17 protein-coding genes and 1 riboswitch are annotated in these 25,115 nt (G+C 48.3%); of the genes, 10 read left to right on the forward strand and 7 right to left on the reverse strand.

Annotated features, from left to right (window positions below; all coding sequences use genetic code 11):
* Positions 1–17 precede the first annotated feature (17 nt).
* Genes MZO40_RS04190 through MZO40_RS04205 form a run of 4 tightly spaced genes read left to right on the forward strand, consistent with a single transcriptional unit; the run spans position 18 to position 5,443 of the window.
* Positions 18–695, forward strand: a complete 678-nt coding sequence (locus tag MZO40_RS04190; protein WP_105961884.1) for a WxL domain-containing protein — start codon at positions 18–20, stop codon at positions 693–695.
* 9 nt (positions 696–704) lie between these two features.
* Positions 705–1,751 (forward strand): DUF916 and DUF3324 domain-containing protein, encoded by a 1,047-nt coding sequence (locus tag MZO40_RS04195; protein WP_252133118.1) that lies wholly within the window; start codon positions 705–707, stop codon positions 1,749–1,751.
* A gap of 45 nt (positions 1,752–1,796) precedes the next feature.
* Positions 1,797–2,165, forward strand: coding sequence for an LPXTG cell wall anchor domain-containing protein (locus MZO40_RS04200; protein WP_105961886.1), 369 nt, complete (start codon positions 1,797–1,799; stop codon positions 2,163–2,165).
* Between the two features lie 5 nt (positions 2,166–2,170).
* Positions 2,171–5,443: a WxL domain-containing protein gene (locus MZO40_RS04205; protein WP_286208136.1), complete on the forward strand. Its 3,273-nt coding sequence runs from the start codon at positions 2,171–2,173 to the stop codon at positions 5,441–5,443.
* Between the two features lie 94 nt (positions 5,444–5,537).
* Here MZO40_RS04205 and MZO40_RS04210 read toward each other — a convergent pair whose 3' ends face one another.
* Together MZO40_RS04210 and MZO40_RS04215 are read right to left on the reverse strand one after the other, a co-directional pair.
* Positions 5,538–6,476 (reverse strand): ADP-ribosylglycohydrolase family protein, encoded by a 939-nt coding sequence (locus tag MZO40_RS04210; protein WP_088769677.1) that lies wholly within the window; start codon positions 6,474–6,476, stop codon positions 5,538–5,540.
* A 1,025-nt stretch (positions 6,477–7,501) separates the two neighbouring features.
* Entirely contained in the window at positions 7,502–8,143 is a 642-nt protein-coding gene (locus tag MZO40_RS04215) for a Crp/Fnr family transcriptional regulator (protein WP_088769678.1), read from the reverse strand.
* A gap of 87 nt (positions 8,144–8,230) precedes the next feature.
* On the opposite strand from MZO40_RS04215, the gene MZO40_RS04220 reads away from it, so the two are divergent.
* Positions 8,231–8,791, forward strand: coding sequence for a hypothetical protein (locus MZO40_RS04220; RefSeq protein WP_016374492.1), 561 nt, complete (start codon positions 8,231–8,233; stop codon positions 8,789–8,791).
* A 128-nt stretch (positions 8,792–8,919) separates the two neighbouring features.
* On the opposite strand, the gene MZO40_RS04225 is transcribed toward MZO40_RS04220, so the two are convergent.
* Positions 8,920–9,687 (reverse strand): SGNH/GDSL hydrolase family protein, encoded by a 768-nt coding sequence (locus MZO40_RS04225; protein ID WP_105920852.1) that lies wholly within the window; start codon positions 9,685–9,687, stop codon positions 8,920–8,922.
* A gap of 559 nt (positions 9,688–10,246) precedes the next feature.
* Between MZO40_RS04225 and MZO40_RS04230 the strand changes: the two genes are divergently transcribed.
* Genes MZO40_RS04230 through MZO40_RS04245 form a run of 4 tightly spaced genes read left to right on the forward strand, consistent with a single transcriptional unit; the run spans position 10,247 to position 17,046 of the window.
* The gene (locus MZO40_RS04230; RefSeq protein ID WP_105961888.1) at positions 10,247–11,335 is read left to right on the forward strand and encodes a bifunctional glycosyltransferase family 2/GtrA family protein; all 1,089 of its coding nucleotides are present in this window, start codon (positions 10,247–10,249) and stop codon (positions 11,333–11,335) included.
* The gene (locus MZO40_RS04235; RefSeq protein WP_122217924.1) at positions 11,325–13,310 is read left to right on the forward strand and encodes a glycosyltransferase family 2 protein; all 1,986 of its coding nucleotides are present in this window, start codon (positions 11,325–11,327) and stop codon (positions 13,308–13,310) included. The genes MZO40_RS04230 and MZO40_RS04235 overlap by 11 nt, the downstream gene beginning before the upstream one ends.
* 15 nt (positions 13,311–13,325) lie before the next feature.
* Positions 13,326–15,164 carry an ABC transporter permease gene (locus MZO40_RS04240; protein WP_105921963.1) on the forward strand — a complete coding sequence of 613 codons (1,839 nt, stop codon included), beginning with the start codon at positions 13,326–13,328 and terminating at the stop codon, positions 15,162–15,164.
* Positions 15,165–15,180: 16 nt separating this feature from the next.
* A complete protein-coding gene (locus MZO40_RS04245) occupies positions 15,181–17,046 on the forward strand; it encodes an ABC transporter permease (protein WP_105921964.1) in 1,866 nt (621 codons plus the stop codon).
* 1,144 nt (positions 17,047–18,190) lie between these two features.
* Here the strand turns inward: MZO40_RS04245 and ribE are convergent.
* The 4 genes from ribE to ribD are packed head-to-tail and all read right to left on the reverse strand — an operon-like array spanning position 18,191 to position 21,541.
* Positions 18,191–18,658, reverse strand: a complete 468-nt coding sequence (gene ribE, locus MZO40_RS04250) for a 6,7-dimethyl-8-ribityllumazine synthase (protein WP_105922372.1) — start codon at positions 18,656–18,658, stop codon at positions 18,191–18,193.
* Complete coding sequence (gene ribA / locus MZO40_RS04255) at positions 18,658–19,869, reverse strand: GTP cyclohydrolase II (protein WP_105922371.1); 1,212 nt, start codon at positions 19,867–19,869, stop codon at positions 18,658–18,660. The genes ribE and ribA overlap by 1 nt, the downstream gene beginning before the upstream one ends.
* Position 19,870: 1 nt before the next feature.
* Positions 19,871–20,473, reverse strand: coding sequence for a riboflavin synthase (locus tag MZO40_RS04260; RefSeq protein ID WP_105922370.1), 603 nt, complete (start codon positions 20,471–20,473; stop codon positions 19,871–19,873).
* Positions 20,474–21,541, reverse strand: a complete 1,068-nt coding sequence (gene ribD / locus MZO40_RS04265) for a bifunctional diaminohydroxyphosphoribosylaminopyrimidine deaminase/5-amino-6-(5-phosphoribosylamino)uracil reductase RibD (protein WP_105922369.1) — start codon at positions 21,539–21,541, stop codon at positions 20,474–20,476.
* Positions 21,542–21,693: 152 nt separating this feature from the next.
* Positions 21,694–21,826: riboswitch (FMN riboswitch) on the reverse strand.
* 217 nt (positions 21,827–22,043) lie between these two features.
* Here ribD and MZO40_RS04270 point away from each other — a divergent pair.
* Complete coding sequence (locus tag MZO40_RS04270) at positions 22,044–24,623, forward strand: YfhO family protein (protein WP_105961892.1); 2,580 nt, start codon at positions 22,044–22,046, stop codon at positions 24,621–24,623.
* The last annotated feature ends 492 nt before the right edge of the window (positions 24,624–25,115 follow it).

The raw sequence follows: 25,115 nt of genomic DNA on the forward strand, positions 1-25,115 counted from the left end.
ACAAGGAGGGATGGCCCATGTTCACCCGTGTTAGCATCCGCGTTGGACTGGTTGTCCTGGGGCTAGTTCCTATTGGATTGACCGCCACGGCAGCAACTACGACTGGTACCGTGACTTTTCAAGATGACACGAGTGCCACTGCCCCTGTCGACCCAACGAGTCCCAACATCCCATTAACTCCGGCTGACCCCAATAACCCTGCAACTAATAATACGGGGACGTTGACGCTGGACGTTGCGCCCAAAAGTATTGACTTTGGGACGGTCACGACTTCCAATGCTGCCAAAACTTACAATGCAACTGGAACCTATTATCAGTACTTGCAAGTTTCAGATAAACGCACCACTGCCAACGGTTGGCAAGTCAATGTTAAACAGGATCGCACGTTAACTAATGATAGTAATAATCACGTGCTCACTGGCGCGGTGATTCATTTGCCAAAAGGGACCCCACGTAATTCCTTAAATGAACCCGCGTCAGCCACCGATGCCAACCTTGTCACTAACTCCGTAAGCGTTTCCAATTCCGACCAAGTTGTTTTTAACGCGGCAAATCTCGCCAGTGTCGGAAAAGCCACTTCGACCACCACTTGGAACGCGAACGCCGTCACCCTATCCATTCCCAAGCTAACTGCTCGCGTTGGTAACTATACGAACAGTCTAGTCTGGACGCTAGTCGCCGCGACCACCAACTAGGAGGGTATCATGAAAAAGTTAATGTGCTTATTCGGCGTAATCGGTGGCTTGGTTTTCATGAGTCTCACCTCAGGACAAATCCAGGCCGCCGATGCCAATGCCGAAGTTCAATACAGTGTGAATAAAATCAATCCTGGTCAAGAAGTTGATGCCAGCAGTCCCTTTTTCGACTTGAAGGCCAAGGCGGGAACGACACGTCAAATTCAAGCGCGTATCTACAACCCAACCGACAAGGAAATTACCGTCAAGACCCGTTTGCTGACCACCTTCACGAACGACTCAGGTCAAATTGCCTACACCCAAACGGCGAAACGATACGATCCAAGTTTAAAATATCGTTTTGATCAAATCGCCAGTCTAGCTCGTGGCTCTGACAAGGTCACCGTCCCTGCCAAAAGTAATCGCGTCGTGAGGGCGACTATCAATATCCCGAAGAATTTTGATAACGGGGTCATCTTAGGCTCATGGTATTTCGAAAAGACGGGACAAGGCACCAACACTGCCACTAAAGGGGTCAACATTAACCAAAAGTACAGTTACGCTTTAGCCGTCAAACTAACGGCTAAAGAAATTGCACAACCCAAACTGACTTTAGGCAAAGTCACCCCCGGATTACGCAACTACCGCAAAGTCATCCTCGCAACGATTCGCAACCCAGAACCTGCCGTGGTTTCTAAGTTGAAACTGACCACCAAAGTCACGAAAAAAGGAAGCACCAAGGTCCGCTACCAGAATAAAAGCGACCACTTGATCATGGCACCGAACTCGAGCTTCACTTACCCAACTTTCCTGGATGATCAAAAGATGCGCGCTGGCGACTATACGTTGACTGTCACCGCGACCACCACTGACTCAAAGTGGTCTAAGAAGACTTGGCGCTGGACTCGCGACTTTACGATTACGAGCGAACAAGCCCGTCAAAATAATCAAAAAGCCAAAAACGATCCAGCTGCGCCAATCAGTATCTGGTGGTATGTCTTAATCGTCGTGGTCATTGCGGGCTTATCTGCCGGAATCGTCTATTTCATCATGAAACGTCACCATCATGACGCTTAATGATTGCAAGCAACTTTCAATTTGAGACCCGAGGAGGTTACCATTATGGCGCAATTTAAGCAGCTGGTTTTGGTGTCATTGGGCATCGGACTAGCCCTCGCTGGTGGTTGTCGGAGTCCCGACGCCCACGCGGCGACAACTACTCAGACGACCGTGAGACTATCTGACTGGCAAACGGGGACTGATCTGACTAACTTTCAGCACCCACATCCCAATCAATATCTGGCGGTACCCAATGTTATCGCAACGGCTAATCAACAAGCCTCAACCCATGCACCGCACCAGACAAGGCCGCGCGCCTTATCAATACTACCGCAAACTGATGAAGCCCATCAATTTCTGGCCTGGTTAGGGCTGGTCATTGCGGGCTTGACCGGCTGGCTGGTATGGCTCAAACAACGCCGAAGGGAGTGATTCATTTGCATCGATTACGCCAATCAGTGACTGCTTGGCTCGGATTGCTGATTCTCTTGATGGGCCTGTTCGTTGTGAACGGGGGTGCCATCTATGCAACCGCGACCACAACGGCCACCCCACTTAAATTTCAATCGGCCCCAGAAAAATTAGTTGTCGACCAAGCATTCACGATTCAACTCACTTTACAGGATCCCCAGGGGCAGCAAATCGTGGTCACGATTCCCGAGGCGCTCACTGTCAATCAAGAGCAAACGCGCAAAGCCAACAAACAAGCCCTGGCCGACCTGGAGTTTGATGAACAGCAACGCCGCTTGACCTTGACCGTCTCAGATTCATCACCCACTAGTACTTTTGATTTGGTACTGACTGCTCGCGAGGCTAAATCCTACCGATTGACTGCCAAGGCGCTGATTAGCGGACCACCGTTAGCTGCAGTGTCTGATAGCACCGACTCAAGTGCGGATAAGTCGATGACGCAAACCATCACGGCCGAACCACTCACTTTCACGGTGACGCCTGCCAGTACCGAAACATCGAGCCAGCCATCCGCCGACGTCAATCTTGAGACTTCCAACGATGCACAGGCGGATGATAACAGTTCAAGTGCTGATTCAGCGCAAGTGTCAACCGAGGATGAATCAGCACAGGATAACGAAACTGATGATACCCAAGGGGCCGACTCGTCATCCCAAGTTGCCAGTGAATCCAGCACAATTGCTAACAGTGACACTGAACTTGATCGCGCTAAAGCATCGGATTCGTCAGTAGCCACTGATGAGTCGTCACCAACAACCAAGGCAGCTGATTCAAAAAAAACGAGTGACATTGCAGCCACAGCAATCGTAGTTAACCCAGATGGGAGCACCACCGTTTCAACTTACGATGACTTAAAATCAGCCTATACGAATACTGCCGTCACGACGATTAAATTAGGGGCATCGATTACCCACACTTCAACCAGCGCAACAGAACTGGGCACACGCACGACCAGCCTCACGATTGATGGTCAAAACCACAGCCTTGATCTGGGTATCGGGAACTTCACGCTTGGTACCACATCCACCGCCCAGACGATGACACTAAAAAACTTTGCGAGTATTCGCGGGGCAATCGCCAGTGGAACCAGTAGTGGCGGTGCGGCTGGCCTTATCCAAAGTGGGGTTGACGCTGGCACCAATGCCGGTGGTGCCCGTTGGACAATTACAGTCGCCGACCTGATTACCACTAGTGACGTCTATCGGCTCGTCAACGCGCCAGGTAATCAAGTCAACGTCAGCGGTTCTGTCACTGCTACGACCGTCGCCGAAAACATGATTACCGGTGGCATGACTTTTGCCGCTAGTAGCACCTATGTTGGTCGCAAAGCCAGCAGTAGTGCTGCAAATAAGGCGTTCTTCAACTTTACCGCAACCAGCACGGTCGGTACTGGGAACCGGAAAGTCAACATTGGGAGCGCAGCCAATGTCAACTTGTTGGGAAGTACGTCGGATGCGATGCGTGGGATCTTCTATGATCAGTATGATGCCGTCAACGTGGAGACAAACGCGATACTAACGGCTAAGATGTATGGTAATGTTTATCGCGCAGAGACTGCCAACACCTTCACCGCCAACGCTGGTAGTAAGGTTACGTTTAAAAACCTAGCCACCACCAGTAGTAATGCCCTCTACTACGTCACACCGCTGATTCCCCTTGGTAATAACAGTACGTTTACGGTCACTGGCGGTGAATTGTACATTACCAGTAGTGGCTCGGCCCCAATCTTCGGCGGCTACATGTCCGGTTTGAGCGTTCTGCTAGATTCACCGAAGGCCTATGATATTAAAAATACGGACTTTGCGCTCCTCGTTCAAACCGGCTCCATTGTGGAGACCACCATCAAGAGTTTCAAAATCACGAATAGTAACCTCAGTATGTGGTCATTATCACTACTGAACCTGCTGAGTGCGAGTGTGACCTATCAAGGGATTACCGCAATTGAACAAAACGGGGCCCTGATTACGAACAGCGGAAGCGTCTTACCTGGACTGCTCACCTTCTCCGCTGCCCGTCGAATTGCGAACACCCTCGCATTACCCACGGTCCAATTCAGTTCACCGTATACGAGTGATTTGAACGCTCAGCTCGTGACCAATGCGGATAAAAAGGTTCGTGTTCGCGTCATTACCGGTTATACTGAATCGAACGGCGCACAAACACCGGTCTATGCAGGTGCTGGGACTGCCACCGTCAAATTGACGGATGATCAGGGTGCAACGCAAACTGGCACGACCGACAGCAGTGGTTACGTCAACTTTACTTTAACCCACTTTCCAACGGCTGGTGCGACCATGACCGCTCAGGCCACGACCACATACACTTCTGACCCTGTCACGATTACCGTGCAAGATAAAACACCGCCAGATCCAGTGACGGTTAAAGACGGCAAAATTGTTGCGGATCAAAAGACGATTCAAAGTGGTTCTACAACGACGGCGGGTCACACACTGCGTTATACGGTCAACGGAACTGCCGCTACTGATAGCAGTGGCAAGGCCATTACAGCGACTGCTGCCAGTGATGGAAGCTGGTCGCTCGCAACACCAGCAACAAAATTGAAAGCTAACGATGTCGTTCAGATTTTTGTCAAAGATGGTGCCGGTAACGAAAATCCCGTCACTAGTACCACGTATCATGACGCCACGTTTGCCGCTGCAACGCAATACACCGTTGCCCCGGCGATTGGTCCGACTGCCCCAACTGAGCCTGAACAACCTGGTACGACCAATACCAGTGGTCAGGAAAACAGTGGCACTGGCAACACGGGGGAACTGCGTCTGGATTATGCCCCGAGCCAGTTTAACTTTGGCAACGTCACCACGAGCATGACAGCCAAAACCTACGCTGCTCAGCCAATTAACGGAGTTGCCAAACAATGGCTCCAAGTTTCAGACAACCGGTTAGCCACTCACGGTTGGACCGTCACGGCCCGTCAAGATGTCCCCTTCACTAGCACCAGCGGTCATCAGCTCACGGGGGCGGCGTTACGAATTCCTGCTGGCCAAACTTATAATGAACGTGCCAGTGGCCAACTTAAAAGTTACGCCGTTAGCCTCACAACCGCTGAACAACCCGTCTTCGCGGCACCTGCAACTGCCAACATTGGTAAAGACATTTCAACCAACGTGTGGCAGCCTACCCAAGTGCAGCTGACGGTTCCCGGCAACACCGCTAAAGCGGGACAGAGCTATAACACGACTGTTACTTGGACGCTGACTGCAACTGTTACAAACTAATATGATGTATAATCCTGACTACCACAGCTTGAAAAGGCTCGGCAACGTTCACCCTAGTGAGTGTTGCCGAGCCTTTTTGGATGCCAATCAGCGTTTAGTCTCCAAATTTGGACGCAAACGCCGTAAAACGCTCCTCTAATAATGGGCGATTCAATATCTGTTGCCACCAATCAGTTGCGACTGGAATTGCAGGATGACCAGCCGCCGCTAATGACGCCGCAATCGTTGCAATGGTGTCAGTATCGCCCCCAAAGTTAGCAGCCGCGAGTACCGTCTCTCGAGGTGTTTCATAATTCAACGCCAACCAGCACGCCGCAAGCAGCGTATCCACCACATAACCGGTGTTGCGAACATCTGCCCGACTAGTCTGTTTGAAATGAGACGAGAACAACGGCTGATAGGTGTTAAGTTCACTCAAAAGCGCTGGGGCTTTAATCGTCGCAGCTAATAACTGGTGTACTTCGATGAGTGCCTTTGATAACTGCTGTCCCTGATGAAGTGCATGTAAGAGCTCACAATAAATCAGACTAGCCATGATTGAGCGAGGATGCCCATGCGTCACTGCTGTATAACGACGAACCCGAGTCAACCGATGTGCGATACTCGAATCTGACTGCAACGCAGTCCCCAGTGGCGCCATCCGCATCAGTGCACCATTGCCATTCGCGTTAAGCGAGCAATCGCCGCACTGAACCGCTGGTAATTGATTGATGGCAAAATCACGAATTGCATGGGCGCAGGTACGGCCTATATCAAACATTTCGCCACGTGGCGTGTCCGTTCCAAATCGCATGTACGATTCGAAGCGACACATCAAGTCATCGTAGTCGCCATCGACAACTAAATTTTCAACCATCGCTAGGCTCATCGAAGTATCATCGGACCAAGTTCCAGCGGGTTGTTGCCAATACTCGCTAGCAATCATCGTTGTTATTGGCGAATAAGTATCCCGCTCATGATTTTCAGCGGGCAATCCCAGCGCATCACCGACGACTGCCCAACGTAACTCGTTAATAATTGCTTGTCGTTGCATTTTAGTCAGTCCCCCATCTGTCAATCTGCTTTTATCCATAAATTTGTCGTTAACCACGCGTTGTGCTAGTTATTCTTTAGCCTTAAAGATGGTTAAATCATGACAAGTTGGCGTCCTGTTCGTCAGCCGATGCGCGCCTTATTCCGACTTCCGGGGCCGGCTGACAACGCTGGAACAGGGCGGACATCGATTTGAACTCACGCAGAAGCCCACTGCGCAATTTCAAATACGAGTCTTCTTCTAGCCCGGGAAGGCCACCCGGACAAGAAGAATTTCGCCCTTGAGCATTGTCAGCCAGCCCCTCCAGTCGGGAACCCGCTCGAATGGCGGATGAACGGCCACCTATCTGGGTACAATTGGCCACTGAATATTAGGAGACAGGTCCTTCGAGCAACCTTTTTTAATCGATATTGATGCTGCTTTATGACATTTTGGTACTGAGAAGATTACTGAATATGATCGCCGGATATTAGTCTTGAATTTTATCGATAAAATTACTTCCGTTTAGAATTAACGACATTGCTATCTCAAACGACTAGAGAAAATTCTGACAAGTTCAGTCAAGCTGCTTGTCAGAAGCCTTAAAGCATGGGTAAAAAGTTAACTATTGTTAGAACTAGTCTGACAGTTCAATATCAAAATTCCCGTGTACCAAGGAACCAACGACTAATTCAATAAAAAGTTGAGTACGCACAGGTCTGCCTTTCGAATACCATCCCAGGCTGGAAGGTATTCTGGGCAAGGCCCAGTGGTGAAATTTCACTTAGCAAGCGTCCTTTGCTTGGTTAGTGAAAGACCAGTATTTAAGACGTGATTTGTCGGCTTAAATCTGTGTCCACCACGTTCCGGCCATTGCCCAGAATGCCTGGAAGCCGGCCCAGGACGCTTCCACAACAGCAAGTTTACGCTAAGTCGCACTTCTTCCAGCGCGTCTCAGCTGGTAGCACTTGAACTTAAAATTTGTCATGCTTTAACCATGAATCATGACAAATTAACTAGCACAATGCGTAGTTAACCATATTGTTCTAACACATCGTAATCTGCCGGTTATTCACAATAATCTTACCTTCCATAGCTAACTGCTTAAATTGACGGCTGAGCGTCTCCGGCGTAATTCCCAAAATATTGGCGAGTTCCTTCTTTTTAAGCGGTAATTCAAAGACGACTTGTCCAGATTCCACCGCAACATCGCGCAAATAGGCCATCAGACGGTCCTTTGCATCCAATAGATCACGGCGCATCTGATTTTTCTCAACTTCAATCAATTGGTTGCCAAAATTGTTGATCATCGCTAACGATAAACTGGCTGATTCTCCGAGTAACTGCTGAAAATCGGCGTACTGAATCGAACAAACCCACGCATCACTAGTCGCTTGAATGTAACCCTGATTTTCATGCGGTGCGAATAACCAGCGCTGACCGACCACATCCCCAGTATGTAGTAAGTCAATAATTTTTTCCTTGCCATTATCGGCTAACGCATAAACTTTGGCCGTCCCCTCGTCCAAAATCAGCATCCCTTCTTGGTGGTCCAGCGGTTGTCGGATCAGTTGGCCCTTTTGAAAAAACTTGCGATGGTGCGTCACTGTAATCAATTTAGTTTTAATCGTTGGTGACAGCGGCGCGAAAAGTGGCGAGCGACTAATACAATCCATTTTTGAGTGCATAAATTTTCCTTTCTTGACATATATCAATTTTAATAAGCTTAGAATAGCATATAATGGACTTATAATGAAGAATTGGAGGAATCATTCATGACTAAAAAATACGTTGCTAACATCGTACCACTAAACGCAGAAGGCATTGGAACGGCACCCCATGGAACTGCCACCTTTGTTGAAGACGGTGACCAATTACACGTGGCGATTGAAATGTTTGATACACCTGCAAATACGCAACACTGGGAACATTTCCACGGTTTTCCAGATGGTAAGGCGGCCCAAATTGCCACGATGGCGCAGGATGCCAATCATGACGGATTTGTCGACTTGCCAGAAACTGAACCAGTCTCAGGGACAACGATGGTACCATTTGACAACGCCCCACACCACATGGACGTGCCAAATGATAACTACCCAGTCGCTGACGCCCAAGGCCACTTTGCCTACGAAATCGACGTGCCATTAGCTGATTTACAAGCAAAGTTCAAGGAAGTCTTTGGCACCGATGATTTGGAACTCGACAAACGGGTCATCTACATTCACGGCGTCCCACAAGACTTGGCTTTACCAGCCACCGTTGCCGGTGAAGTTGGCGCCTACGATGCACATGTCACCTTACCAATTGCGGTTGGGAAGATTGAAGTCGCAGACTAAACTAAAATTTGAAGTAAGCTAAAACATAATGACCGGATGATCCTATCACATGACAGGTTCATCCGGTCGTTATTTTTATTGCTTTTGACTATCAACGGAAGCCTTGAAAACGCGAAATCGATTGACGATTATGCTTCCGACTGGCGAAGCACGTCTGTTAATTGTTGCCGAAAAATTGGCGTCCAGATATTCCGATAGCCTAATCGGGTTGGATGAGCGTCGTCGACCATTGCCAATGGCTGGGCGCGATTTTCAGCTTTGACCACTGGATCTTGCCAGAGGTCAATAATCGTGAAGTGCCACTTTTTTTGTAAGACTTTCAATTGCTGCACTAATTTACCATAATTCGCATCGTGTTTTCGCACACAAGTGAAGAACACGATTGGAACCGCCCAATGCTGTTGAACATAGGCCACGATTGTTTCAATCGCTCCGAGCGTCGTCGTTTCGTCAAAGCCGTGGCGCTGTTGTCCACCCGTAACTTGTCCCATAGCCTTATCATGCCGCCCATCATTGGTTGAGAGTTGGCAGACAAAAGCGTCCAATGGTTGGGTCACTGGAATCCGATGATAGAGCCGCTGCACATAACTATCTGGTGCGTTACCTGCTAAAGTGGTGCCGCTCACCGCTTCCTTGATGGCAATCACGCCATCCGTTGCGACGAGATAATCGACGAAGGAATCTTCCAGTGCACCCGCACCAGCCGTAATTGACGAACCCAGAAATGCGATCCGCCGACCCATCAACGGTGACTTGGGATTCAAGGTTTGATGGCTGGGGGCGTAACTAGGCAAATTGCCCGCAATCAACCGCCCCACCATCGTCTCACGCTGCAACTGCTTATTCACCGTTCCAACCTTGATTGCCGCCTGCAACAACTGCTTACGAATACTCATCTCGTCCGCCTCCTGCATTTCCAACGTGTTTGCAATACGTTGCTTACTCAACTACTGTAGCACATTCAGTTGCGTTGATGTTAGCTATGGCTACTGTAAATCGTTGTAAATCACAAGTCATCAATTTGGTTGGCAGAGTTATCATTCGCTACCAGCAGTGCGGTCAGAAATTGGCCTCGTGTAGCCGTTAAATAAACGCAACCTTTCTTGATTCAATACCATTGCAATACCACGATTCAAAACTTTTTATATGTGCAACAATCCGAGACCTCATCAGTTACCAAGAGATCATGATTTGATGCCAATCCATCAAAACTGTGATACGTATTCTTTGAAACAACTAATTCACTCCCAGTTATTAATCATATATGATTTTCTGAAATACAGTTAGTTAATTGAACAACCCAACTTAGAAAACATCTCCTAAACAACAAGCTTCTCATTACTGCCATCATTAAAGGTTACCCGTGGTCTTTGTTAATCGTATATACTTTTCAATAATAATGTGATAAGTTAAAGTATATAAACACAACAGATTCAGGTACCAACGGGGGGAACCATGGAACAAATCAACGTTATTATTCCGGCACTAAATCCCGATAAAAAGCTGATTGCTTTGATTCGGGATTTTATTGACGCGCCGGAACTAATGCAGAAAATTCGAGCATTCATTATTGTGGACGATGGCAGTGACAGCGATCATCAACCGATTTTTACACAATTAGAACAGCTACCTTTAAATAACCTAACAATTTTACATCACACACACAATCGCGGTAAGGGGGCCGCATTGAAAACTGGCTTTCAGTATGTCGAGGCACACTTACCAACCGTTTCCGGAGTTGCAACGATGGATTCTGATGGTCAGCACACCGTTGCAGCACTTGCAAGCTGTGTCGCGACATTCAGTCGACAGCCACAACAGTTGGTCATTGGCGTTCGGCACTTTACCAACGCGGTCCCCTTTCGTAGCCAGTTCGGCAATCTGCTGACCAGTGGCCTCGTCCGTTTGTTGACTCATCAGAATATTTCCGATACGCAGACTGGTTTGCGTGTGATTCCAATCAGGTACATACCAGCATTGATTCGATTTCCGGGAGACCGGTTTGAATTTGAATTTGATATGCTACTGCAAGCTAAAAAGTACCAGATTAAAGTCATCGAACAGCCGATTCCGACGATTTATCTAGATGGAAATTCATCTTCCCATTTTCGTGTTATTCGGGATTCGATTGCGATTTATGCGCGCTTTTTTAAATTTGCTGCGAGTGGCCTCATCTCTTTTGTGGTTGACATCAGTCTGTTCTATCTCACACTTTTTATTCTGGGCAACCATGTCTTGAACAGTATTCTCATTGCGACAATTGCATCCCGCGTGCTTTCGTCGATCATCAACTACGCCATCAACCATCGTGTGGTCTTTGAACATGCCGGTCAGCAAACGTTACTTAAATATGCGGGCCTCTTCATCGTGCAAATGTTAGCTTCTGGTTTCTTGACCAATGCCTTAACTGCGGTGTTACCGGCTTCAAGTGGACAAATTGTGCCAACGATTGCCAAGATGCTGGTCGACTTTATGTTATTTATTATCAGTTATCAGATTCAACGTGATTTTATATTCAAGGAGCGGACTCAACATGTCCAATAAACGGCGTTTTCTCTATTTTCTAGCAATTGCATTATCGATTATTTACCTGCTGTGGCGCGTCTTTTTTACGATTCCGTGGCGGGCAAATATTCTAACGCTTATTTTTGCATTATTGCTCGTGATTAGTGAAATTCTCTCAAATTTGACCGGGTTTATCTTGATCTTTTTCAGGATGCTTTCAACTAAGAAAAAATGGAACTTAGTCATTCCTGATTACACGTCAACCCAGCCATTACCTGACGTCGATATCATTATCGTGACGCACAATGAACCGGTTGAACTGCTACGAAAGACCATAAATGCCGCGACTTATATTGACTATCCAGACAAAAGTAAAGTTCATGTGGTGGTCGCAGATGATGGCAATCGGCCGGAAGTTAAGGCGTTGGCGAAACACTACCACGTCGGCTATTCCGGTATGGACGACAATCATCAAGCAAAATCTGGGAATATCAACCATACGCTCGCAAAACTGCACGCACCGCTATTTGCAATTTTTGACACGGACATGATTCCCTTTTCGAGCTTTCTCCGGAATACCGTTCCGTTGTTCACCGAAAATTTCCAGCAACTGGCTGACGACCCTGACCACACCGAACCACTGAGTTTTGTGCAAACGCCGCAAAGTTTTTACAATGCGGATATTTTTCAGTTCAATCTATTTTCCGAAAAAATCATTCCGAATGAACAAGATTTTTTCTCGCGTGATGTCAACATTCTAAACGGCGGTAACAAACGCGCCCTCTTCACGGGCTCCAACGCTGTCTTTTTACGGCAAGCAGTCGATGAAGTCGGCGGGTTTCCGACCGACACGATTACCGAAGATTTCGAACTGGGCACGATGCTCAATATGGCCGGCTATATTAGCTTGGCGACCAAGGTACCACAATCAAGTGGCATCACCCCAATTGATATGAAAGGCGTCATCAAACAGCGGACGCGTTGGGCTCGCGGCGTGATTCAAAGTTGCCGCAACTTGCATATTTTTACGAATCGCCACTTATCTTTTATTAATCGCGTCATCCTGCTCAACACGTACTTCTATTGGTGGGCTTTTTTCCGGCGAATGATTTATATGATTGCCCCGATTTTGTACGCACTCTTCAAGATTCAAGTCGTCAATGCCAACTTCTGGATTTTGATGGTCATTTGGGCACCGGGATACTTCCTACTCCACTACGTCATGGGGGACACTTCTGGCATGGGCGATAACGCCAAGATTCGCAATGAACGCTGGGGCGAAGTTCAAGAGACTTTCTTTGCCCCCTACCTCTTTATTCCCGTTATTCTTGAAAGTCTCGGAATCAAAGCGAAAAAGTTCAAAGTCACTGCCAAGAACGTGACCTATTCACTAAAAGACAAACTTTATATCCTACCGTACTTGATTTTATGGACCATCACCTTGGTAGCGATCATTAAATTTAATTACGGTAAGTATGGCTCTGAGATCCTAGTCGGCAGCGTGATTACTTTCTGGCTCCTGATGCATTTTGTGAATTTAAGCATGTGTTTATTTATTGCAATGGGGCGTCCGGTGTACCGCAAGAATGAGCGCTTCATCCGTCGCGTGTCTGGCACCGTTCAAGCCACTGATGGGCAGTGGCACCCCATCATGACTGAGGATGTCTCTGAGGGCGGAATTGCCTTTCGAACGACTGATGGCCCGGTTGAAACCATTGCCGAGGGTGACCATATCAAATTGACCGTAAAGCATCAGGACTTCACCATCCACTTATCTGGTCAGGTCGCTCGTATCAGTCATCGAGATGATGACGTGATCTACAGTGTTCAAGTTGAAGTTACTGCTGATGAAAATCGCAACCATTATTTACAACTTATTTACGATGGCAGCAACAAAACCCTCCCAAGTGTTCAAGATACCTGGGTCACGCCATTTGATGAGCTTTACATGAACTTAGTGGTGCGTGCTCGCACTTATGAACGCAAGCTTAGTCGTCGTTTTAATCGCTTTTAGGAGGAATCAGTCGTTATGTCAGTTTGGCTTGGATTCGCGATATATGCCATTGGACTTTTAGGTTATAATGGGACGCTCCGCCGCCTGGGAGTCAGTCCCTACCTGGCCTGGATCACTGCAATGTTGGTTCAAATTTTGATCTTATATGGGTTTGCCATGACCGGCTGGCTCACGCTTGGCATTCAAGTCGTCACCTATCTAGGCGTTGGACTCGCAGGCCTCTGGCTAGTCATGAGTTTCTTTCGGAAAGCTCAGCTGCGTTTTGAAGGTATCCATTTATTTGATTTCTGGATGATTGGACTGGGCATCGTCACCGGGCATACCTTATGGCAAAGTCCCTTAGTTCATTACGATAATTTCTCTCACTGGGCCGTGATGGTCAAGTTTATGGTGTTCACCGGTCGGCTGCCCGGAGCTAGCGACCATCTGATTTCATTTACGTCTTATCCACCAGCAACGGCACTGTTCATCACCCAGTTCGTGCACTGGGTCGGTTTTAGTGACGGCGCCATGCTGGTCGCTCAGTTTATCTTGATTTGGGGTGCAGCCTACGCCCTTTTTGCTGGCTTAAGGGATCGCTCACGCGCATTGACCAGTTTTGCCCTGTGCTTCACTTTGGCAATCTCATTCGTGTTCAACGTGGCAATTCGACTCAATAATTTACTCGTTGATTACGTCCTGCCAATTGTGACGATTGCGGCACTCGTCGGAATTTTTGTCTATCGGAAGCGACCAATTTTGCTGTGCGCCCACGTGGCTATTTTTGTCTCAGTCTTACTACTAGTTAAAAATTCAGCGACCTTTTTCGTCATCATGATTGGCGCCTATTTCTTATACACCTTAATCACCAACCATCACTGGCACTGGCGCCGACTAATCACCGTACCGATTCAATTTGCGGCTAGCATCGGCGCCGGCGTTTTGCCATTTGTTTGGTGGCAATGGCACGTGAAACAGACGTTTACCGTTTCAAAGCACCAGATCAGCACCCAGGCGTACGCTAAACAACTCAGCGGTGAAAGTCAGCAAGCCCTGTTGAAAATTGGTCACAAGTTTTTAAACCAAATTTTCAGTCTCAATTCACTATCCACTAAGGGCATCCTATTGATCAACGTCGTTTTGATTGTAACTTGGGCCTTTGTTCGGCTTCGGCAACATCAACGGAACAATCTATTGGCAACAGCCATCCTGCTCGATGTGATTTTCATCGCCTACTATGCCAGTTTGTTTGGCATGTATATCTTATCAATGCCATACGCGGAAGCCATTCTCCTCGATGGCTTTGAACGCTATATGGCAAGTACCGTGATCCTTAACCTATTCATCGGGGCAATCGCGCTCGTCCGGGTTCTTGATCGGCAACAATTCGAGCAAAATTTTGCAAAACGTGACACCCAAGCTTTCAAGAGTGCGACCACCAAAAATATTTATCAGATAGCGACCCTCGTCACCGGCTTTTTCGCCATCACCATGATGTATTCTGAAATCACCGGGACTAAGTTCACCAATGAGATGAATCACAATACACTTCCTTTACAAATGTCGCGGGTCTCTAAGCAGTGGACTCACTTAAATCACCGTAAAGTACTGATTGTTGATCCCGAAGTCGTCGATGTAAATGATTACTATGCAGGCTACGTCGGCCGCTACTGGTACTTCACTGACAAAGCGGTCGGACAAGAGGACTTTATGATGACGCCGAAAGTCTTCAAACGGACCGTTGAGCAGTATCAGTACGTCGCTATTCCAGAAAGCCATCGCACGTTTACGGTACTGACCAAAAAAGTCTTCCATCAACACGTCGTTACGGGACTGTTTAAAGTCACAAAACACGGGTTGATTCGGATGCATTAAGAAAGGTGGGGTCAACTTGGCTATCATTGGGGGACTCTTCTTCGCCCTGGCGTTAATTGGTTATAGTAGCGCACTCCGGCTAGTCCACGTGAATCCCTATTTAACGTGGATTACCGGTATTCTGATTCAAATGATGTTGTTGTATGGTTTCGCAATGGTCAATCTGTTAAGACCTGGAATTTGGCTTGTGACTAGTTTGGGCGTCGTGTTGCTCATCACCCGCCTGGTACTCGGCTATACCGGGAAAGTTAGCATCCATTATGACGGACTACATCTATTTGACATTTGGATGATTTTCCTAGGAATCGTGATGGCAATCGTACTTGGTCAGAGCCCACTCATTCATTATGATAATTTTTCACACTGGGCGACGATGGTTAAATTCATGACGTATACCGGACATTTACCTGGCGCAACCGATACCATTATTTCCTTCAGTTCCTATCCACCCGCGACCGCCCTATTTCTAACACAGTTCGTGACGTTTGCTGGATTCAGTGCGGGGGCAATGCTGGTCGGACAATTTATCTTGATTTGGGCGGCTAGCTACACTATTTTTGCAACGCTCCGGGATCGAACACGCGGTCTTAATTCAATGTTACTCTGTCTGACGATTGCAATTTCGTACGTCTTTAACATCAACATTCGACTCAATAATCTCTTGGTTGATTACGTGCTCGCAATCATCACCGTTGCCGGTATCGTTGGCATCTTCGTTTACCAGTCGCGTCCCAAGATGCTAGCAGCACACGTCGCCCTGTTTTGTGGCGTCCTGCTACTCATCAAAAACTCGGCCGCATTTTTCGTCGCCATTTTAGTCATTGACTATCTCGCCACGCTGATTCACCACCGCGTGCGTGGCCACCGATTCCGACAAACGTTGAAGATCACCGCACGACTATTGGGGACACTACTGGTTGCGGCGCTACCGTTTATTTGGTGGGAAATTCATGTTCACCTGACCTTTACCACTTCAAAACACGAAATCAGTGCGGCAGCCTATCAAAACCAGTTTGCTCGTGAAGGCGTCACCGGTTTAATCAAAATTGGACAAGCATTTTTAAATCAAATTTTCAGTTGGCAGTCATTGTCCACCCAAGGCTTCCTGGTGATCAACCTCGGTTTGATTGCGGCCTGGGCCATTATCAAATTTATGTGCCATCATCCGAATTCGCTACTAAAACTTTTAGGCCTGCTTGACCTAATTACGCTTATCTATTACGGTAGTTTGCTCGGTATGTATGTCTTATCGATGCCATACGCTGAAGCCATTACACTCGATGGCTTTGAACGGTACATGTCGACCGTCGTAGTGTTGAATTTGTTCATCGGCATGATGGCCCTCGTCCGTGTCATTGACAAAACGTTCTATGAACAGAATCTAGCCGAGCGCAGTCCCCGGACTTTTCGTTCGATTTGGACCAAGAACGGCTACCAACTTGCAACCTTCTTGGTGATGTTTTTTGCAATCATCATGATGTACTCTGAAATCAACGGCACGACGTTTACGAATCACTATAACCGCCGCTCACTGCCGGTCAAGCTCAGTCAAGTGACGCAACCATGGACCAAACTGAACAACGCCAAAATATTGATCGTCGACCCGCAACAAGTTGAAGTGACCACTTATTATGCGGGCTATCTGGCAAACTATTATTTCTTCACCAATAATGCCAGTGGTCAGGCGCACTTCAGTAAATCGCCCCAACGATTTCGCAAATCCTTGCGTCAATATGAGTACGTCGTCATCCCTAAATACGACCGTTCTTTCACACGCGGCGTTAAGCGGGCCTACCATCAACGCATTCGGACCGGCTTCTACCGGGTCACACGCAACCAGCTACGACCAGTGACGCGATATGAAATCCAGCGTTATCGGTAAGTTACCGAAAAACGGTATTGTCAGAAATGCTTCGTACGCGTTGTGCTAGTTAATTTATCATGAATCATGGTTAAATCATGACAAATTTTAAGTTCAAGTGCTACCAGCTGAGACCCGCTGGAAAAAGTACGACTTAGCGTAAACTTGCTGTGGTGGATGCGTCCTACACCGGCTTCCAGGCATTCTGGGCAATGGCCGGAACGTGGTGGACACAGATTTAAGCCGAAGCCCACGTCTTAAATACTGGTCTTTCACTAACCAAGCCAAAAACGCTTGCTAAGTGAAATTTCACCACTGGGCCTTGCCCAGAATACCTTCCAGCCGGGATAGTATTCGAAAGGCAGAAATGTGCGAACTCAATTTTTGATAGATTGGTCATTGATTCTTAACAAACGGTTGTTTTGAGATTCAACTGTAAGGAAAGCTGCTGATTTTCACTAAGTTATCCTAACTTGTATTTGAACGTTATAACCCAATAGCATCACTGAACATTGTTGTTTTTTCTAGTCGACCGAGATTACAAACCTTGAATCCTAGATGCAAGGCAATACTATCGGTGAATTTTAAAGCTAGTTACCAGTAATGCTTATCAATGGTTTTTAGACCGTCTTCACAGGATTTACGTGTGCCACAAATCAGCGTCGTTGCTGATTATGAGTTTATCTGAAGGTCCAGTCACCTAATATTCAGTGATCAATTACACCAATTTAGGCGGCCGTTAATCTGCCATTCGAGCGGGTTCCCGACTGTAGGGGCTGGCTGACAATGCTCAAGGGCGAAGTTCTTCTTGTCCGGGTGGGGTTCCCGGGCTAGAAGAAGACTCGTATTTGAAATTGCGCAGTGGTTTTCTGCGTGAGTTCAAATCGATGTCCGCCCTGTTCCAGCGTTGTCAGCCGGCCCCGGAGGTCGGAATATGGCGCGCATCGGCTGACGAACAGGAATCCACCAACTGGCACGTTTTATTCATTTTTAATGCTAAACCATAATTAGCACAACGCGTGCTTCATATTAATACGCCATAAAAAACAACCCGAAGCCAACTGCATCCGTGATGCAAATTAGCTTCGAGCTGTTTTTTGATACACATACACGTATCTAAACGGTTCACGCTGTTTTGAATTCACAACGCTTCGTTTCACGCCAATTACTCAGTTAACGCCCGTTGCACATCGATCGTCTCCAATAAACTGACCGCGCAATTGGCCCCCTTGTTGCCGCTCTTAAAACCAGCGCGGTCCATCGCCTGTTCAATGGAGTCAGTGGTCAATACGCCAAACATCACCGGCGTGTCGGTGGCCAGGCTGACGGACGCGACACCGGTGGTCACACCGCTACAAACGTAGTCAAAGTGTGCGGTCGCACCGCGAATGACAGCACCTAACGCAATCACACCATCGTAGCGCTTGGTGTTAATCATTTTCTGTACGGTCAGTGGGATTTCAAACGCCCCCGGCACCCAGGCGACATCAATATCATCCGCATTAACCCCGTGTTGTTGCAGGCTTTCTTGTGCGCCAGCCAACAGTTGTTTGGTCACGAACTCATTGAACCGGGCCACGACGATGCCGACTTTGAGTCCTTGACCTGTGATTTGTCCTTTAAAAATTGTCATTAGTTAACCTCCGTAAGTTTGAGTTCATGATGGAAACGATCCCGCTTCGTCTTGAGATAGGCATAATCGTGTTGATTGGCTGGAATTTCCAATGGCACGCGTTCGACGACTTCGATGCCTAATGCTTGCAGCTGCTTGACCTTATCCGGATTGTTCGTGAGTAACCGCACCTTGGTCACGCCGAGTTGCCGTAACATAACAGCGGCAATGTCGTACCGGCGCTCATCCGGTTTAAAACCAAGTTTGACGTTGGCATCATAGGTATCCGCACCTTGGTCTTGCAAGGCGTACGCCGCAATTTTATTTGCCAAGCCAATGCCGCGACCTTCCTGCCGTAAGTATAAACAAACGCCACGTTTCGCCTGACTGATTGTTCGTAGGGCCGCGTGTAATTGTGCGCCACAGTCACAACGTTGTGACCCTAAGACATCCCCCGTAAAACACTCGGAATGCAACCGCACTAGTACGGGTTCGTCCCCACTAATATCACCGGTTTGTAGTGCTAACGGTAATTCCGTGTGCCCCGGAACCGTGAAGCCCGTTAACTTAAACGCGCCGTCCTGAGTGGGTAGATCAACTGTCGGTGTTGTGTCAAGCTTGACGGTACCCATTTGGATGGCGTATTGTAATAAATCTTCAATCGTAATCATTGGCATCTGCAGTCCTTCCGCCAATGATTTCAAATCGCGCCGGCGCGCCATTAAGCCATTTTTCTTGACCACTTCACAGATGTAGGCAACGGGCGAACCACCGGCCAGCTTGGCCAACGTCACCGCAGCTTCCGTATGACCGCGTCGTTCTAGTAAGCCACCGGCCCGCGCAATCAGTGGAAAAATATGGCCGGGATGATAAAAGTCAGTTGGTTGACTATCAGTTGAGGCCAACGCTTGAATCGTCCTGGCACGGTCGGCAGCAGAGATTCCCGTACTTGTCGTTCGATGGTCAGTTGAGACCGTGAAGGCAGTTCCAAATGCGTCACGTTCGCCAGTCATCGGTTTTAAGCCCAAGCGGGTCGCAATTGCTGGCGCTACCGGGACGCACAACAACCCCCGTGCTGAGGTAATCATGCGATTAACGGTCGCAGTAGTGGCTTTGGCGGCCAAACCGACCATGTCGCCCTCTGCTTCCCGCGTTTCATCATCAGCAACAATAATCAAATCACCGCGTTTTAATGCGGCCAAGGCCTGTTCAACTTTTGTCATCGTATCCATGTTAATGGCTCCCTTCTAAAACAACTTGACGGGCTAAGTATTTGCCCAAAATATCGGTCTCCACATTCACCGTATCGCCAATCTGTAACGCGCTGAGGGTCGTGACGTCTTGCGAATGCGGAATCAGATCAACTTCAAAGGTCGATGCAGTCACGGCTACAACGGTCAAGCTCACGCCATCAACCGCAATCGAGCCCTTAGGAACGACCAACGCTTGATAATCCGCTGGCAAACTGATCAATAATCGTAACGCGTGTTCATCCGGCACCAGCTCCTGAACCTGACCACAATAGTCGACATGCCCCTGAACAATGTGTCCGTCCAGACGGTCATTGACCTGCAGTGCCCGTTCCAAATTAACTTGTGACCCCACGCTCATCTGGCCCAGATTCGTCCGGCGCGTTGTTTCGGGCATGACCGCAACGCTGAATGCATCCGGCTGTAGCGCCGTTACCGTCAAACAAATCCCGTTGACCGCCACACTGTCTCCAATTTTAAGTGTGGGTGTCACGATTGTCGGCGCAGTAATCGTGAGCGTCATCTCTAATGCGTCACGCTGGCACTGGCTGACGCGACCTTTGGCTTGTACAATTCCTGAAAACATTTACTCGACTCCCTTTCGCACGGCCCGTAGCCGCAAATCTGTTCCCAACCACTTCAATGTCGGTTGCTCAAACGCCAGCTGTTCGGTTGGTACCGCTCCCATTACTGCTGGCAAACCGGCACCGCCAATCATTGTGGGTGCGATATAGCTGACCCATTCATCAATCAAATTCGCTGCAACGAAATCCGCTTGCAGGTGCGCACCACCTTCGACCAATAACGACTGCCATCCGTGTTGAAGGCATAATTCGCTGATTGCCGCCGGTGTCCAATCACCAATTCGTACTTCCACGTTTGGTAACGCCTGTAATGACGCATCACTGGCGCTCGCCTGGCGACACAAAAGCCAAGTCTCACCAGTGGTTTCCTGTAGTATTCGCCGGTCACGCGCCACGGCACTGGTATTCAGTACAATCAGTCGAACTGGCGGATGGGTCATCGCGAGTAAACGGACGGTCAGTTGCGGATCATCGATCGTCAGGGTGCGTTCACCAATCAAAATTGCTTGAAATTGCGAACGCAACCGTTGACTGTCGGCATAACTGGCCTGATTAGAAATCAACGTCCGCGCGTCCCCAGCGGCATTGGTCTTACCATCCAGACTCATCGCAGTCTTGAGCGTCACCCACGGCCGCTGATGCGTATAAAAATGATTGTAGTGCGGATTCAACGCTCGTACTTCCTTTGCCAGACAACCCGTGACGACCGCCACGTCATGATCCAACAAATACTGGCAGCCCTTGCCACCGACAACTGGATGGGGGTCCAACTGACCAATCACCACTTTACGAATTCCAGCTTGAACGATGCGCTCACAGCACGGCGGGGTCTTGCCATAATGCGAACAAGGTTCAAGTGTGACCACCAGTGTCGCATCCTTCGCCTGTTCCGATGTCACTTGCCGTAAAACGTCAACTTCAGCGTGGTCACCACCAAAATAATGATGATAGCCTTGTGCTAAGACTTGGCCATCCTTGACTAGTACCGCACCAACTTGCGGATTTTGATAAGTCGCAACTCCCGCCTTTTTCGCCTGAGTGACGGCGAGTTGCATCCAATCAGTTAACATTGCTTCACCTCCGATAGAATATAAAACACCCGACTATCAAAATTCGATAATCGGGTGTGAGTGTTCGCTAAATAGATTTCACCAGTAGGGTCCAGCTAAATAAACCTTAATGAAGGTCATGAATAGCTACTACTGCCTAGTAAAATTAAGCCATTTTTCTTCTCCCATCCAGACTATACTGTCGGTCCCAGACTTGCACTGGGTCCACCGCGCGCACGCGGGTCACGGACTTCAACATACGTTGTTACCGTCGGTCGGGAATTGCACCCTGCCCCGAAGAAATCGTATTCAGTTTTCACTTTTTATAAAAACACTTTCTGAACAAATTGTCAAATCGTCACTTTGATTTCGACCCACCGACTGCTGTGTTAAACTTTCAATAAATTTATCGATACTTGCTTATAAAGTATAACTATTTTCAGAAATTTTTACGCATTTTTATGTAAAATTGAGACTTTTGAATGTTAGTCTGATGATATTTCTAGTATCGGAGTTGGGTTAAATGGGACAACCAAAAATGCACAATCGCCAAACTAGTCGGTGGCCAGTCGCCATACTTTCAGGGCTGCTATCCATGATGATTATTGGGGTCGTCTTTGGGTACTACCACATTACGCCCTTTGGCAACCATAATTTGCTGATAAGTGATATGGGTGGTCAATACTTATCGTTTTTCACCGCCTATCGTCATGCAATTCTTGCACATTCTTTTCAAGCCTATTCATTTTCACAGTCAATCGGTGGTAACGCCTTACCAAATATCGCGTATTATTTATTAAGCCCCTTCAACTTATTAATTTTATTTTTTCCAGCGGCCCATTTACCGACCGCTTTGAGTTTGCTCATCATCGTTAAAATCGGTGCGATTGGCATCAGTATGACCTGGTTTTTGCAAACACATTTCAATACACGGCACTGGTCCACGGCCATTTTTGGAACGGCCTTTAGCTGCTGCGGATTCGTCGCACTCAATTATTTCACGGTGATGTGGTTAGATGCCTTGATCTGGCTGCCACTAGTCATTATGGGCCTGGACCGCTTGATTGCGACCGGACACGGCGGACAATTCTTCGGTTGGTTCTGGCTCAGCATCGTCACCAATTATTATTTAGGTTATATGACCGGCCTGTTCGTCGGTTACTACTTCATTTATCAATTGTTTGAAACTAAACCAGCCGGTGAGTGCATCTGGCAGACGATTCGCACTCAGTCGACCTTGATTTGGCATTTTATCTTGACGACCCTGTTGTGTGGCTTGAGTACGATGTTTCTGCTCATTCCGACTGGGCTGGGCATGCTGACAACGGCCAAAACGGCGGTCAAGCCTTCCAGTTACTTGCCGGTTTTGCAAATCGGCTGGAAAACGCTCAGTCAGCTTGGGATTGGCGCCGCTAATTTCACGACTCGCCTGGCCCACGCACCAACGCTGTTCACTAGCACGCTAGTTTTACTGCTCGCAGGGTGCTTCTTCGTCCACCCGCAACTATCGCGAGCGCACAAATGGCATGGCTTTGGTCTGTTACTGGCCTTATTTTTAAGCATGGCAATTCGGACACTCGATACGATCTGGCACATGTTTCAAACGCCCGCCGGCTTTCCATACCGGAACGCCTTCTTCTTCAGCTTTGCACTCATCATGATGGCTTTTGAGGCCTGGCAAGCCGGTCCCCGTCAGGTCGCGCCTGTCTGGAAATGGGGGTTGCCGATTGGACTGATGGTGGCCCTGATTTTAGGCTGGTGGGGCCAACGCGGCGGACATCATCCACTGGCAACTAGCACCTTACTCTTGAGCTTAGCTGCGGTCATCTTAACTGCCAGCTGTCTATTTTTGACGGCCAAACGTTGGCAGGTACTAGGTCTCACTGGAATCACGGCACTAGAACTGGGCCTCAATAGCAAGTTGATGATGGCCCATAGTCCGTTCGGCAATCAGGCCAAATACGTGGCAGCCTATCGCATTGAAGACCGGCAGATGCGCTCAGTCAGCGACCCGGATGGCCAACTCTACCGCGTTGAAAGTCGCAATACACTCATTAACCAAGCCTATAATGCCAGTAGCCATTACCGTAATTACAACGATCCACTGTTATTCAACTTTCACGACATCAGCTACTACAGTTCGACGTTTGCCAACCAAACCCGCTTGATGTTGAAATCGCTGGGATTATTTTCTAAAAACGCTCGCCGTGTCAGTTCTGAAGGTCTGAACCCCGTGACTGATTTATTACTGGCAATCAAATACGACGTCCAGCTCAACGCCAACGGCCAAGCAACCATCAACCCGCGTAGCCAAAATGGCTTAGGCTTTGCAGTACCGAACGCCTTCACACAGGTTAAACTGCGGCAAAACAGTGCGCTTATCAATCAAGAGCGTATCTTCCAAAGCCTGCAACCTAGCGCCACAGCCTACTTTGGCCAAGCTGTTCGGCTGGCTGATCACGTCAGTTATGATGCCACGGCACCGACCTTTCCTTACCGCCATACGATTAAGCTCCGCGTGACCCGGACTGGTTATCTGTACTACAACGATACGTTAGGTCAGTCGAAATTCACGACCATGCGCGTTAACGGCCACCTGGTTCCGACAAAGTTCAACGCCAATGGGGATATCGTGTTGCGTTCCTTAGGCTACTTCGACAAGGGTAGCCTCGTCACCCTGACTGTCAAACGTACAAGCGCTAGCCTTGGTACTCACGTCCACCTCGCTAGTCTCGATCAGGCCAAGTTTAATTCAATCAAGCATCGACTTCGTGCCAGTCGCTTCGTCCCAACTTATCACGTCGCTGGCCTGCACACCATTGTCAGTGGCCCCGTCACGGCAACCCGCCAACAACGGTGGTGCTACATTGCGATTCCGGCCGATCAAGGTTGGGCGGCGACTGTGAATGGGGCTAAAGTTCGAACGCGCACCGTCATCGGTGGCATGCTGGCGGTTCCAATTCATGCCGGCCACAACCACATCCGTCTGATTTATCATGTTCCTGGGCTAAAACTCGGGGCTTTGATTTCACTGCTTAGCTGGCTTAGCTTTCTGACCTGGACAATTTGGAATCGGCGCCGATTACGTGACACTGCCAATTAATAATAGATAGCTGAAACAGCCGCACTGCTAATGATAAACTATCATCGGCAGTGCGGCTGTTTATTGCGTTTATGAAGTTATCGCATGAACACGCATTGTGCTAGTTAATTTGTCATGAATCATGATTAAATCATGCCAATTGGTGGATTCCTGTTCGTCAGCCGATGCGCGCCCTAGTCCGACTTCCGGGGCCGGCTGACAACGCTGGAACAGGGCGGACATCGATTTGAACTCACGCAGAACCCCACTGCGCAATTTCAAATACGAGTCTTCTTCTAGCCCGGGAAGACCACCCGGACAAGAAGAATCTCGCCCTTGAGCATTGTCAGCCGGCCCCTACAGTCGGGAAGCCGCTCGAATGGCAGATGAACGGCCACCTATCTGGGTACAATTGACCACTGAATATTTAGTGATTGCCTCCTCAGACAGCGGCTCAACGGGTATCGATGATGACTCATAGTATTTAGTTACTGAGAAGATTACCTGAATATA

Source organism: Lactiplantibacillus sp. B652 (assembly GCF_023806745.1).
In the GTDB taxonomy this organism is placed as follows: Bacteria; Bacillota; Bacilli; order Lactobacillales; family Lactobacillaceae; genus Lactiplantibacillus; species Lactiplantibacillus pentosus.